Source organism: Pseudomonas canadensis (genome assembly GCF_030980095.1).
In the GTDB taxonomy this organism is placed as follows: domain Bacteria; phylum Pseudomonadota; class Gammaproteobacteria; order Pseudomonadales; family Pseudomonadaceae; genus Aquipseudomonas; species Aquipseudomonas canadensis.
The window spans coordinates 1,604,558-1,616,293 of record NZ_CP133298.1 but is presented as its reverse complement, the minus strand read 5'-3'; the positions used below and the strand labels follow the sequence as shown (position 1 = coordinate 1,616,293).

15 protein-coding genes are annotated in these 11,736 nt (G+C 61.3%); 8 read left to right on the top strand and 7 right to left on the bottom strand.

From position 1 onward, the window contains the following. The first annotated feature begins 131 nt into the window (after positions 1–131). Positions 132–1,052, top strand: a complete 921-nt coding sequence (locus tag RB216_RS07485) for a LysR family transcriptional regulator (RefSeq protein WP_068934891.1) — start codon at positions 132–134, stop codon at positions 1,050–1,052. A gap of 141 nt (positions 1,053–1,193) precedes the next feature. Here the strand turns inward: RB216_RS07485 and RB216_RS07480 are convergent, their stop codons facing one another. Genes RB216_RS07480 through RB216_RS07470 form a run of 3 tightly spaced genes read right to left on the bottom strand, consistent with a single transcriptional unit; the run spans position 1,194 to position 3,091 of the window. Further along, the gene (locus RB216_RS07480; RefSeq protein ID WP_028619399.1) at positions 1,194–1,736 is read right to left on the bottom strand and encodes a DUF2937 family protein; all 543 of its coding nucleotides are present in this window, start codon (positions 1,734–1,736) and stop codon (positions 1,194–1,196) included. Between the two features lie 11 nt (positions 1,737–1,747). Further along, entirely contained in the window at positions 1,748–2,524 is a 777-nt protein-coding gene (locus RB216_RS07475) for a class II glutamine amidotransferase (protein WP_016975237.1), read from the bottom strand. 30 nt (positions 2,525–2,554) lie between these two features. Beyond that, complete coding sequence (locus tag RB216_RS07470) at positions 2,555–3,091, bottom strand: hypothetical protein (RefSeq protein WP_028619398.1); 537 nt, start codon at positions 3,089–3,091, stop codon at positions 2,555–2,557. A 25-nt stretch (positions 3,092–3,116) separates the two neighbouring features. Here RB216_RS07470 and RB216_RS07465 point away from each other — a divergent pair, with 25 nt between their 5' ends. Together RB216_RS07465 and RB216_RS07460 are read left to right on the top strand one after the other, a co-directional pair. Continuing rightward, entirely contained in the window at positions 3,117–5,159 is a 2,043-nt protein-coding gene (locus RB216_RS07465; protein ID WP_305384150.1) for a S9 family peptidase, read from the top strand. An 81-nt stretch (positions 5,160–5,240) separates the two neighbouring features. Beyond that, complete coding sequence (locus RB216_RS07460) at positions 5,241–5,714, top strand: cyclic nucleotide-binding domain-containing protein (protein WP_068934895.1); 474 nt, start codon at positions 5,241–5,243, stop codon at positions 5,712–5,714. Here the strand turns inward: RB216_RS07460 and RB216_RS07455 are convergent. Next, a complete protein-coding gene (locus tag RB216_RS07455; RefSeq protein ID WP_068934897.1) occupies positions 5,711–5,989 on the bottom strand; it encodes a hypothetical protein in 279 nt (92 codons plus the stop codon). The genes RB216_RS07460 and RB216_RS07455 overlap by 4 nt on opposite strands. A gap of 78 nt (positions 5,990–6,067) precedes the next feature. On the opposite strand from RB216_RS07455, the gene RB216_RS07450 reads away from it, so the two are divergent. Then, entirely contained in the window at positions 6,068–6,748 is a 681-nt protein-coding gene (locus tag RB216_RS07450; RefSeq protein WP_028619395.1) for a spermidine synthase, read from the top strand. Positions 6,749–6,752: 4 nt separating this feature from the next. On the opposite strand, the gene RB216_RS07445 is transcribed toward RB216_RS07450, so the two are convergent. After that, positions 6,753–7,673, bottom strand: a complete 921-nt coding sequence (locus RB216_RS07445) for a ParB/Srx family N-terminal domain-containing protein (RefSeq protein ID WP_308908478.1) — start codon at positions 7,671–7,673, stop codon at positions 6,753–6,755. 98 nt (positions 7,674–7,771) lie between these two features. Between RB216_RS07445 and RB216_RS07440 the strand changes: the two genes are divergently transcribed. The 3 genes from RB216_RS07440 to RB216_RS07430 all read left to right on the top strand — a co-directional run bounded on the left by RB216_RS07440 (position 7,772) and on the right by RB216_RS07430 (position 9,193). Continuing rightward, positions 7,772–8,146 (top strand): YajD family HNH nuclease, encoded by a 375-nt coding sequence (locus RB216_RS07440; RefSeq protein ID WP_003210675.1) that lies wholly within the window; start codon positions 7,772–7,774, stop codon positions 8,144–8,146. Between the two features lie 160 nt (positions 8,147–8,306). Continuing rightward, positions 8,307–8,774 (top strand): RNA methyltransferase, encoded by a 468-nt coding sequence (locus tag RB216_RS07435; protein WP_003189607.1) that lies wholly within the window; start codon positions 8,307–8,309, stop codon positions 8,772–8,774. Between the two features lie 68 nt (positions 8,775–8,842). Then, entirely contained in the window at positions 8,843–9,193 is a 351-nt protein-coding gene (locus RB216_RS07430) for a YgaP family membrane protein (protein WP_308908477.1), read from the top strand. A gap of 106 nt (positions 9,194–9,299) precedes the next feature. On the opposite strand, the gene RB216_RS07425 is transcribed toward RB216_RS07430, so the two are convergent. Continuing rightward, the gene (locus RB216_RS07425) at positions 9,300–10,520 is read right to left on the bottom strand and encodes a hypothetical protein (protein ID WP_122686473.1); all 1,221 of its coding nucleotides are present in this window, start codon (positions 10,518–10,520) and stop codon (positions 9,300–9,302) included. Positions 10,521–10,532: 12 nt separating this feature from the next. Further along, positions 10,533–10,982 carry a YcgN family cysteine cluster protein gene (locus tag RB216_RS07420; RefSeq protein ID WP_003172524.1) on the bottom strand — a complete coding sequence of 150 codons (450 nt, stop codon included), beginning with the start codon at positions 10,980–10,982 and terminating at the stop codon, positions 10,533–10,535. A gap of 154 nt (positions 10,983–11,136) precedes the next feature. Between RB216_RS07420 and RB216_RS07415 the strand changes: the two genes are divergently transcribed. Further along, positions 11,137–11,724, top strand: a complete 588-nt coding sequence (locus RB216_RS07415) for a nitroreductase family protein (RefSeq protein ID WP_308908476.1) — start codon at positions 11,137–11,139, stop codon at positions 11,722–11,724. Positions 11,725–11,736: the final 12 nt, after the last annotated feature.

The following is an 11,736-nucleotide window of genomic DNA, read 5'->3' as shown; positions in this document are numbered from 1 at the left end:
TTTACACAGAACTCGCAACTTGTCCTGCCCCCCCTACGACGCTTATCGTGGAATAGCTCGATTTTTGGCGCTGGCCCGGTGCGGCGTCCAACTAATAAAAACCGATCCATGCATAAGAAAAAGTTGATCCCATGAATTTGAAGTTCCTCGAAACCTTCGTCTGGGTGGCCAAGCTCAAGAGTTTCCGCCTGACCGCCGAGAAGTTGTTCACCACCCAGGCGTCGATCTCCAGCCGCATCGCGGTGCTGGAAAGTGAACTGGGGGTGAAATTGTTTCTGCGCGACTCACGCGGCGTGAGCCTGACCCCGGAAGGCTTGAAGGTGCTCGATTACGCCGAGCAAATGATGGTGACCATGCAGGGTTTGAAGCAATCCCTGGAGACTACCAGCAGCAAAGTCGGGCGCATCCGCATCGGCGCGATGGACACGGTGATCCACACCTGGCTGAGCCCGTTGGTGGCGGAACTGATGGACCACTTCCCGCTGGTAGAAATCGAATTGGTCGCCGATACCGCGCTAAACCTCAGCGATCAGCTGCAAAAAGGCTTCCTCGACCTGATCCTTCAAACCGACCTGCTGCGCCTCGAAACCGTGCGCAGCCTGGAGCTGTGCAGCCACCCCATGGCCTGGATCGTCGCCAGCCAGTCGATCTACAACCGTGACTACGCCTCCCTGGCCGAACTGGCCCAGGAGCGCATCATCACCTACTCGAAAAACTCCCATCCGCACCAGGACGTGATCAGCCTGATGCAAGCCAACGGCGTGGCCGCGCCACGGATGAACTGTGTGAACTCGGTGTCGGCGATTACTCGCTTGTTGCGCGATGGCTTCGGCATTGGCGCGCTGCCGCCGGTGCTGGTCAGCGAAGAACTGGCGCGCGGCGAATTGGTGATGTTGCCTATGGCGCAGAAGCTGCCGAACTTGCAGGTGGTGGTGTCGTGGCGCGTGGGGGTGGAACTGGTGGAGGAGATTGTCGGGTTGTGCCAGAAGGTGGTGGCGCGGTATGCCGAAGAGGTCGGTGAAGAGCGGATGGTGCTGGCGAAACTCGCTTAAATCTGTGGGAGCGGCGGTGCGACGATTCGACTTGCTCGCGAATGCGGTGGGTCAGTGAATACATCTTTGACTGATACACCGTCTTCGCGAGCAAGCCCGCTCCCACACAAGCCCGCTCCCACATTTGGAACTGTGTATGGCTTACAAACCTTTCAGGTCACGCTCTTCGATCGGCCGGCTCTGGCGCAGGCGCTTGCCGCCCAACACCACCCAGTCGATCAAACGGAACAGGCACTCCAGGCCGAACGACAACAGCATCGCCCCGCCCAGCCCCCAGCCCATGGCCTCAGGCGTCAGCAGGATCTGATAGCTGTAGCCGTTCCAGGTTTCCTGGCGGATATCCGGGTCCGCCGCCACCGCCACTTGCAGGGCGCGGATGTACCACGGGCCTTGCATGGCCTGAAATTGTTTGTCCAAGGCTAACTGCCGATCAAGCATGGCGCCCAGGCTGTTGGCGTCGCTCTGGAACACCGGGTCGTCACTGGCGCGGTAATGCGCCACCAATGCCTTCAAGTCGCCGTTGAAGAACTGCCGCGCGGTGGTTTCAAACCCGCTGAGGCCGGTCTGGGCCTCGATCAAATGGGCTTCGACGCGCTTGGCGTAGTCGCTGATGAACCCCGGCACTTGCACGCCGACCAACAGGCCAATGGCAAACAGCACCAACCGCAGATAACTGAGCAACATGGTCGATATCCTTACTCGGTGATGCCCTGGCTGACGCATTCACCACGTCGCCACAGGCTCCATTGGCCCGGTTCGTAGCGGGTCCAGTTTTCGTTGTCGGTCAAAGGCTCGGTGGCGATCACAGTCACCACGTCGTTGGGCGTGGTTTCGGCCTGAAAATCGACGATCACATCGACATCTTTCAAGCGTGCGGGGCCAAACGGAGCGCGACGGGTAATCTGCGCGAGCTTGGTCGAGCAATAGCAAAACAGCCAGTCGCCGTCGCTGAGCAGGCAGTTGAACACGCCTTTGCTGCGGTATTCGGAGCAGGCGGCGATCAGGTCCGGCAGGACTTTTTCGATGTCCACCGGTTCCGGGAAGGCTTCGCGCACGCGGTTGAGCAGATCGCAGAAGGCCGCTTCGCTGTCGGTATCGCCCACCGGGCGGTAGAAGGTGGCGCGTGGGTTGAAATCGGCCAACTGGCCATTGTGCGCAAAGCACCAGTTGCGGCCCCACAGTTCGCGCACGAACGGGTGGGTGTTGGCCAAACTGACCTTGCCGACGTTGGCCTGGCGGATATGCCCAATCACTACCTCGCTCTTGATCGGGTAACGCTGCACCAGCAGCGCGACTTCCGATTCGCTGCTGGCGGCTGGGTCCTGGAACAGGCGCAGGCCACGGCCTTCATAGAACGCGATGCCCCAACCGTCACGGTGGGGACCGGTGCGCCCACCGCGCTGCATCAGCCCGGTGAAACTGAACACGATATCGGTGGGGACGTTGGCACTCATGCCCAATAATTCACACATGCCAGGGCTCTCGCAGCAGGGCGGACAACGTTAAAGGCGCGGTTCGACGCGCATACCGCTCACGGGTGCAGGACGGCGAAAAGGCACGTCGTCTTCATCTTGATCCGGCTCGGCAGCCAGCGCAGCATCCGCGGCGGCCTTGCGCTCACGGCGGGCCTTGGCGGCGCGCTCGATGGGCCAACGGATCAGCACAAACACCAGGTACACGCCAAAGGCGATCATGGTGTACATGAACAGATCGGAAATGGCCCGCCAGGCGTTATTGCCGACCTTGAGCACCAGGTCCAGGGCGGTAATGGCCACGGCCGGCGCGAACTGGGTCTTGACCGGGTCGACGATGGTCGGACTGAACAGCAGCACCGCCATCAGCAATTGCAGCGGCTCGCGCAGCCAGCGCCAGATCCAGCGGGTCATGCGCCACCACACCAACAGGCAGCCCAAAGCGGCGAAGGCGTAAAGGCCCCAAGCGGTCAGATAGTCGTTCTCGGTCATGGTGTCCATGGCAAGGTTGGCAAACAGGCGGCTATGATAACGGCTTTTGCGTGTCGCGGCTGCAAAGCCTGCCACCGTCCGCCCGATAGAGAATAATCCCATGCCTACATCGACCGCTCCGATTGCCCGCAAGGCCCAAGGTCCAGATCCGTACGCCTGGCTGCAAGAGCGCGACAGCACTGAGGTGCTCGATTACCTCAAGGCCGAAAACGCCTGGCAGGAAACCCAGCTCGCCGATCAGGCAGCATTGCGCGAAACCCTGTTCGAGGAGATCAAGGGCCGCATTCTCGAAACCGACCTGTCGCTGCCGTCACCGTGGGGCCCGTATCTGTATTACACCCGCACCACCGCCGGTGACGAATACGCCCGCCACTACCGCTGCCGCCGCCCGGCCGACGACAGCAATCAGGTGGACGACAGCAGCGAAGAGTTGTTGCTGGACCCGAACGTGCTGGCCAATGGCGGTTTCTTCTCCCTCGGCGCGTTCAGCATCAGCCCCGACCACCAACGCCTGGCCTACAGCCTCGACACCAGCGGTGAAGAGATCTACACCCTGTACGTGAAGGAATTGGCCACCGGCAAAGTCAGCGAACTGGCGTTTGAAGACTGCGACGGCAGCATGACCTGGGCCAACGATAGCCTGACCCTGTTCTTTGGCGAACTGGACGACACCCACCGCCCGCACAAGCTGTATCGCTATCGCCTGGACGGCACGGCGGCGCAGGAAGTGTTCCATGAACCCGACGGACGTTTCTTCCTGCATTGCTACCGTTCCAGCTCCGAGCGCCAGTTGCTGCTGTCCCTCGGTAGCAAGACCACCAGCGAAGTCTGGGCCCTGGACGCCGATCAGCCACACCTGGACTTCACCTGCCTGGCGCCACGTGTAGAAAACCATGAATACGATGTCGACCACGGCCAGTTGAATGGGGCGTGGACCTGGTTTATCCGCAGCAACCGCGATGGCATCAATTACGCCCTGTTCGTGGCAACCGACATTGGCGACGTGCCGACACAAGCTGAATGGCAGAACCTGATCCCCCACAGCGATGAGGTGATGCTCGATGGCGTGAGCCTGAACACCCATGCCATGACCTTGAGCCTGCGCATCGGTGGCCTGCCGGTGATCGAAGTGCACCCGCAGGGCTTGCCGGCCTATCGCGTGGAATTGCCTGACGCCGCCTACAGCCTCTACGTACAGAACAGCCTGGAGTTTGTCAGCGACAAGATCCGCCTGCGTTACGAAGCCCTGAACCGCCCGGCCCAGGTCCGTCAGCTGGAACTGGCCAGTGGCGCGCAACAGGTGCTCAAGGAAACCCCGGTACTCGGCGTGTTCAATGCCGACGATTACGTGAGCCAGCGCCTGTGGGCCACCTCGGCGGATGGCACCCAGGTGCCGATCAGCCTGGTGGTCAAGCGCGACCAGTTGGGTCAACCAACGCCCCTCTACCTGTACGGCTACGGCGCCTATGGTTCGAGCCTGGACCCGTGGTTCTCCCATGCACGCCTGAGCCTGCTGGACCGAGGCGTGGCGTTTGCCATCGCCCATGTGCGCGGCGGCGGTGAGTTGGGTGAGGCGTGGTATCGCAACGGCAAGCAGGAACACAAGCAGAACACCTTCAGCGACTTTATCGCCTGCGCCGAACACCTGATCACCGAGGGCCTGACCACCTCCAAACAACTGGCCATCAGCGGCGGCAGTGCCGGCGGCCTGTTGATCGGCGCAGTGCTCAACCAGCGTCCGGAGCTGTTCCAGGCGGCGATTGCCGAAGTGCCGTTTGTCGATGTGCTCAACACCATGCTCGACCCTGAACTGCCGCTGACCATCACCGAGTACGACGAGTGGGGCAACCCGCAAGCACCGGACGTCTACGAGCGCATCAAGGCCTATGCGCCGTATGAAAACGTTCGCGCCCAGGCCTACCCGCACCTGCTGGTGATCGCCGGCTACAACGACAGCCGCGTGCAATATTGGGAAGCCGCCAAGTGGGTGGCCAAGCTGCGCGACACCAAGACCGACGACAACCTGCTGTTGCTCAAGACCGAGCTGGGCGCCGGCCACGGTGGCATGAGCGGTCGTTATCAGGGATTACGTGACGTAGCACTCGAATATGGCTTTGTGTTCAGGGCGCTGGGGCTGGTTTAAGAAACTCATTTAAGGAACTTAGTAGGGCGGTTCTGTCTGAACACAGGACCGCCTACTGATTGATGGACCAAGATTGCAGCCATGGCACTACCCACATTAATGAATACCGAAATCCGCGACATGCTCATGGATTGCGGCCTGTTCAACCCGCTGTTGCCGGAAGACTTTCACGTCGCCGCCGGCTATTTCAATATCAGCAGCATTGCCCGCGATGAGGTGATTTTCCTCGAAGGCGATGCTGGCACGTTCATGTGCATCATCCACAGCGGCCAGGTGGCGGTGCAAAAAACCAACCACGAAGGCCAGCGCCTGACCATCGCCACCCTGCGCAGCGGTCGAGCCTTTGGCGAAATGGCGGTCCTCGACGGCGAGCGACGCTCGGCCAGTTGCATGGCGGCCAGTGACTGCGTGCTGCTGAATCTGGGCAAGGACTCCCTGGAAAAAATGCTCAACGAAGCGCCCAGGGTCGCCGCCAAGATCATCCGCGCGATTGCCATCGCCCTGTCCAAGCGCTTGCGCATGGCCGATGGGCAATTACTCTCGCAACAGTTTTAACCGCCAGGCGTCTTCGGCTTGCTGTCATTTTGCAGCAGGCCCGGCACCGTCTGGTCCTTGGGCGGCGTTGGCAGCACGATCGGCACCAAGGGCGGCGAACCGTTGGTCTTGGGCACGACCGGTGGGGTGACTTGCGGGTACAACGTCGGCGTCGGGGTGCCCGGCGCGCCTGGCGTTGGGGCGGGCGCGACCGGTACGGTTTGCAACTCCTGAGCCTGCGCCGCACCAGAGGCGAGCGCGCTCAACACAATGACCGTTAGAATGCTGCACTTCATCGATGGCTCCATGGCCTGACCGGAATGTCGTAAGGCTACTCCCAACCGCGCAAGAATGCCCTTCCCAATGAGATTTCCATGAAACGTTTCGTTCTGCTGGACACCACCCCGATCCCAGACAACGGCGGTGCCTTGTGCCTGTTCGAATACGGTGAAGATTTCGTCATCAAGATCCAGGGCGGTGACGGCGGCCAGTTGATGAACACGCGCATGCACGGTTCCGAAGATGCCTTGGCGGAGATCCCTTGCCGCAAAGTCGCCGGGCGTGCGGATTCACGGGTGTTGATCGGTGGCTTGGGCATGGGGTTTACCCTGGCGTCAGCCCTCAAGCACCTGGGCAAGACTGCCGAAGTGGTCGTGGCAGAACTGGTGCCTGGCGTTGTGGAGTGGAACCGTGGACCGCTGGGCGAAAAATCCGGTCGCCCGCTGCTGGACCCGCGCACGGTGATCCGCCTGGAAGACGTGGCCAAGGTGCTGCAGGCCGAGCCCCAGGGCTTTGACGCGATCATGCTGGACGTGGACAACGGCCCCGAAGGCCTCACGCAAAAGGCCAACAGCTGGCTCTACTCCGCCGGCGGCCTGGCCGCCTGCGCCAAGGCCCTGCGCCCCAAAGGCGTGCTGGCCGTGTGGTCGGCCAGCGCGGACAAGCTGTTCAGCGACAAACTGCGCAAGGCCGGTTTCAAGGCCGAGGAAGTGCAGGTGTTTGCCCATGGCAACAAGGGCACCCGACACACCATCTGGATTGCGCAGAAGGTGTGATCGGTTAGCGCAGGGAATTGCGGTAATCGATCACATACGGGACTTTTTTGTCGAAGGTCTTTTCCAGCTCATTTCGGTCGAGTTTAGTCATGCCGCCCAGTTGATGGGCGGTGAAACCGCTATCGCCGACCTGTGAGCCCGGCGCCAGGCTGACCATGCGCTTGGCCACGGCCTCAATGGCGTCCTTGTAGCCACCCTTCTTGTTCAGGTTGTACTTGCCCAGATCAATTTGAGTGCGCAGCCAGTTGCCCCAGTAGAACTCCAGGAACTCCGGCGCGATCTCCCCGGCCTCAGGCTTGCCATATGCAGCCTTGCGGGTGAAATACACCAGGCTTCGGAAAGTGTCGTCCTGCAGGTTCTTGAAGCCCAGGTGCGCCGGCAGTTGCTCGGGCGGCAGGGTCTGGCCTTGATTGTCCTTGAGCCAGACCTTGCGCGCAGCCTCCATGCGCTGCCAGAAGTTGGCCATGGTCGGGCTGTTGCTGAAGTCATCGGTGACCTTGACCCACATGTTCAGGCGAGGCCCTCCGCCGGGCACTTCCCACAAGGTGGTGAAACTGTGATGACCGTCGGTCAGGTACAACTGGCCGCCGGGGCCGACGACCACGGTTTTCATGTCGTCGGGATGGGTGCCCACCGGGTCTTTGCAGGTGAAGCTCGCCGGCTTGTGCAGGTCCGCGCTCTTGGGCACTTTGTCGGCCTCGCCCTGGCCATTGGTTTCGCAGTATTCATCGAAGACCTTGGCGGGTTTATCAGCGAACACGCCGAGGCTGTAGTAAATCTGGTCAAAACCCACCACCGCCTGGGTCGGGTGCAATTGGTCGAGGGCCACCTCGATCACCTGGCCGGGTTGTGGTGTAGAGAATGCCTGGGCTTGGGCCGTGAGCCCACACAACAACAGTGCAATAGTCCATGAGTGCAGACGCATGAGTTTCAGATCCCTATCGATAAAGTGAAGCGGTTATTTGCAACGCGAGCGGCTAGAATCAACCCTATCCGTGAACCCCAAAATAGCCAGGAGCCATGATGAGCTCGACCAACCCGCCCTCCCACACCGCCAAGCTGGACCGCATCCTTGCCGATGCCCAGCGCGACCGGGAAATGGGCTACCGCGATAAAGCCTTGAAAATGTACCCCCACGTATGCGGCCGCTGCGCCCGTGAGTTCGCCGGCAAACGCCTGAGTGAGCTGACCGTACACCATCGAAACCACAATCATGATGACAATCCCCAGGACGGTTCGAACTGGGAATTGTTGTGCCTGTATTGCCACGACAACGAACACTCGCGGTATACCGACCAGCAGTACTTCGGCGAGGGTTCTACCAGCAGCCCGACGATTGCCAAGGCCACGCATAACCCGTTTGCGGCGTTGGCTGGCCTTATGAAGAAAGACGACTGAAGATCTTCTTTGCCTGTTCTGGCCTCATCGCTGGCAAGCCAGCTCCTACAGAGGGAATGCATTCCCTGTAGGAGCCGGCTTGCCGGCGATTGCGATCGCCCAAGCAACTCTGCCCCCCAAGGCCGTATAATCGCCGTTTTCCTCCAAGGCACCCTTCCCCGTGGGCAATAAACGCTACAGCTGCATCGGTCTGTACAACCCCAAATCCCCCGAAAACGTCGGCTCGGTCATGCGTGCCGCCGGCTGCTACGGCGTGGCCTCGGTGTTCTACACCGGCGTGCGTTACGAGCGCGCGCGGGACTTCATCACCGACACCAAGAAAGTCCACCACGACATTCCGCTGATCGGTATCGATGACCTGAAAAAAATCCTGCCCCTGGGCTGCATCCCCGTTGCCGTGGAGCTGGTGGAAGGCGCTCGCCCCCTGCCGGAATACACCCACCCCGACCGCGCGCTGTACATCTTCGGCCCGGAAGACGGCTCCCTCGACAAAGAGATCCGCGACTGGTGCGAAGACGTGGTCTACATACCGACCACCGGCTGCATGAACCTTGCCGCCACCGTCAACGTCGTGCTCTACGACCGCCTGGCCAAGGGCAACAACACCCGCTCGGGTCCCAAGTACTGAGATTTAGGGAACATCCGGCGTCTGCGAGCAGTCAGCTATTTATCACTAGCCCTCGTTGGAGACAGATCATGAGCGACAGCAAAACCTTGCGACCTATCATCGAACATACGCCTTTCGAGACCCCGCCCACACAGAACGTGCATGGCTGGGAGCGCATTGGCTCGGTGGCCGGAGGCGTGATGATGGTCGGCAAAGGCCTGCGCCGTGGCGGGATTTTCGGTTTGATCCAGGTGGCCATCGGCGGTGTGGCGCTGGCCCGTGGTTTTACCGGGCACAGCTCGCTCAAGGACAAGCTGGAGCAGGGCCGCCAGGACATGAACGCGGTGCGCACTAAGATCGAACGCGCCGGGGCCGAGCTGAAGAATCTGAAGACCAAGGCTGAAGTGGCGGCCGAGAAGGCCACCAAAACCACCGGCTGACACCACCCCGACCTGTAGGAGCCCGGCTTGCCGGCGATGGCGTCCCTTTAGGGCCCTATCGGGCAAGCCGGGCTCCTACAAGGAATTGCGGAGGTTCAGCAAGGGTTCAACGCAGCAGCTTGTTGTCCAGCACCACCGACGACTCGCCGATGATGCGCTCAGCCAGCTTCACAAACTCCGCGGTGGTGATGCTGTTGGCACGCATCACCGCCTGCGCGAGGTCATCCAATGACCGTTTGTTGTGAGTCTTCACGCGGATCTCGCGGTCCAGTTCCTGCAACACCACCACCGCCCGTGACACCGTCGCACCGCTGACGTGTTCGCCACGCAGGCTGGTCACGTCCTTGCCCTCCTTGGCCAACCGCGCCTGTATTGCCTGATACCGCTCGTCGGTGATACCACCGGCCCGACGTACCAGTTCGATGCCGTAGTACTCGGCCAGGCCTTCACTGATCCAGTCACTGGTGTCGTGATCATTGAAGCGCCCGATCGCCTGCACCACTTCACGTATCAACGGACTGCCGCCGTTTTCGCTGACCAGCGGCGTGCGGCTGTTGAGGTAGACCGAATCCCGCGCCGAGAACGCGCCACGGCGCATCGGGTCGCTGGCGCCCACCACCAGCAGCTTGGCCGGATGGCGCGGGAAGGCCGCTTCCACTTGGGGCCAGACGAAGGTCAGCAATGTCAGCACATCCATGCGGCGCATGGCCTGGCCCTTGGGCGAAGCCACGGTGACTTCCGTCTCGCCCAGGCGCACACGGCGGCTGCCGAGGTTGCCAGCGAGCATCCAGCCGGTGGGCCGGTCGAACAGGCGGGAGACGTTATCGATGCGGAATTTGTGCTTGCCGATGCGCGGCCAAGCGGTTTCAACGCTTTTCCAGCCGGCTGGCAGTTCGAACACCAGGCGTGAGACCAACTCGACGCCGTCTTGCTGGTCCAGTTTCGCCGTCGGCACCAGGTCTTCGCCGCGAAACAACGCCCAGCTCGGCGTCATCCGCGCTTCATAGATACCGGCCTTGCGTGCATGGGTGAGGCGTACGCGGTAGGTCAGGCTGGCTTTGTTGGCGCTGGGTTGCCACAGACCGCGATGCTCGGTGACGCTCCACTGGCCGTCGGCCTTGAAGTCGCTGTAGTCACCATCGGCACCAAGGTCGAAATTCAGGCTGCGCACCGCCGAGCCCTGGGACAGACTCACCCGCACCTCAGCCTGATCACTCTGGGGCAACAGTTTGACGTGATAATCCAGGTCGACTTTCTTCGCGCACCACGCCGATGTGCTCAGCGTCAGCAACACCAACGATGCCGCCAGCTTGATTGCCCCCCTCATACCCACTCCTTGTCAGCCCGCGCGGAAAATCAGGTAATCCTCCCAGTCGTCTTCGGGCACGCTGCCTTCGCTGAGCATGCGCCCGGACTGGGAAATGCGTTCGTGGTGCACGGCATCGCGGTCGCCGCAGACCAAGTGGTGCCACAGCGGCAGGTCCTTGCGTTCGCTGACCAGGCGATAGCCGCAGGTGGGCGGCAACCATTTGAACTGGTCGGCCTGGCCCGGCGTGAGCTGGATACAATCCGGCACTGACGCGCGACGGTTCGGGTAGTCGGTGCACTGGCAGGTTTTCAGGTCGAGCAGTTTGCAGGCGATCCGCGTGTAATAGACGCTGTTGTCGTCTTCGTCCTCTAGCTTTTGCAGGCAGCACAGGCCACAGCCGTCGCACAACGACTCCCACTCCTCCTGGTCGAGGTGCTCAAGGGTTTTGCGTATCCAGAAAGGTTCGACTTTGGCGGCCATGGCTCTACATCAGTATCGGTAGGTGAAAAGGCCGCCAGTCTAGTGCCCAAGGCCCCTGGGGCCAAGCGCTTACGACTGGCGGTGTTACAACACTTGTCAGTCTAGTGGCCGCGCAGTAGCTTTGAGCGCCGAATTGACGATCAGGAACTGCTCCATGACACGTGTTGCCGACTATCCGATCCACACCCAGTTCACCGACCGCTGGTCGCCCCGCGCCTTCACCGGCGAGAGCATCTCCAAGGAGACCCTGCTGAGTTTCTTCGAAGCCGCGCGCTGGGCGCCGTCCGCCTACAACTCGCAGCCTTGGCGCTTTCTCTACGCGCGCCGCGACACGCCGGACTGGGAGCGTTTCCTGGGCTTGCTGAATGAATTCAACCGTGGCTGGGCGCAACACGCGTCGGCCCTGGTGATCATCGCTTCGAAAACCGACTTCACCGCCCCCGGCGCCAACGAAGAAACCCCCGCCCTGTGGCACACTTTTGACACCGGCTCGGCCTGGGGCCACCTGGCGCTGCAAGCCAGCCTCAGCGGCTGGCACACCCACGGCATGGCCGGTTTCGATCAGGACCTGACCCGCAAAGAGCTGAAAATCCCGGAAGGTTATGCACTGCATGCCGCCGTCGCGATTGGCAAATTGGGGGACAAGTCGAGCTTGCCGGAGTACCTGCCTGAAGGTCGCGAAACGCCGAGCCCACGCCGGCCGTTGAGCGAGTTGGTATCGGAAGGTGACTTCAGCCTGTAATGCCAAGAGGAG

What these genes read in the sequence shown, in the direction of transcription:
- RB216_RS07485 (WP_068934891.1), top strand. Translation starts at nt 132, where the DNA reads ATGAATTTGAAGTTCCTCGAAACCTTCGTCTGGGTGGCCAAGCTCAAG.
- RB216_RS07480 (WP_028619399.1), bottom strand. Translation starts at nt 1,736, where the DNA reads ATGTTGCTCAGTTATCTGCGGTTGGTGCTGTTTGCCATTGGCCTGTTG.
- RB216_RS07475 (WP_016975237.1), bottom strand. Translation starts at nt 2,524, where the DNA reads ATGTGTGAATTATTGGGCATGAGTGCCAACGTCCCCACCGATATCGTG.
- RB216_RS07465 (WP_305384150.1), top strand. Translation starts at nt 3,117, where the DNA reads ATGCCTACATCGACCGCTCCGATTGCCCGCAAGGCCCAAGGTCCAGAT.
- RB216_RS07460 (WP_068934895.1), top strand. Translation starts at nt 5,241, where the DNA reads ATGGCACTACCCACATTAATGAATACCGAAATCCGCGACATGCTCATG.
- RB216_RS07455 (WP_068934897.1), bottom strand. Translation starts at nt 5,989, where the DNA reads ATGAAGTGCAGCATTCTAACGGTCATTGTGTTGAGCGCGCTCGCCTCT.
- RB216_RS07450 (WP_028619395.1), top strand. Translation starts at nt 6,068, where the DNA reads ATGAAACGTTTCGTTCTGCTGGACACCACCCCGATCCCAGACAACGGC.
- RB216_RS07445 (WP_308908478.1), bottom strand. Translation starts at nt 7,673, where the DNA reads ATGCGTCTGCACTCATGGACTATTGCACTGTTGTTGTGTGGGCTCACG.
- RB216_RS07440 (WP_003210675.1), top strand. Translation starts at nt 7,772, where the DNA reads ATGAGCTCGACCAACCCGCCCTCCCACACCGCCAAGCTGGACCGCATC.
- RB216_RS07430 (WP_308908477.1), top strand. Translation starts at nt 8,843, where the DNA reads ATGAGCGACAGCAAAACCTTGCGACCTATCATCGAACATACGCCTTTC.
- RB216_RS07425 (WP_122686473.1), bottom strand. Translation starts at nt 10,520, where the DNA reads ATGAGGGGGGCAATCAAGCTGGCGGCATCGTTGGTGTTGCTGACGCTG.
- RB216_RS07420 (WP_003172524.1), bottom strand. Translation starts at nt 10,982, where the DNA reads ATGGCCGCCAAAGTCGAACCTTTCTGGATACGCAAAACCCTTGAGCAC.
- RB216_RS07415 (WP_308908476.1), top strand. Translation starts at nt 11,137, where the DNA reads ATGACACGTGTTGCCGACTATCCGATCCACACCCAGTTCACCGACCGC.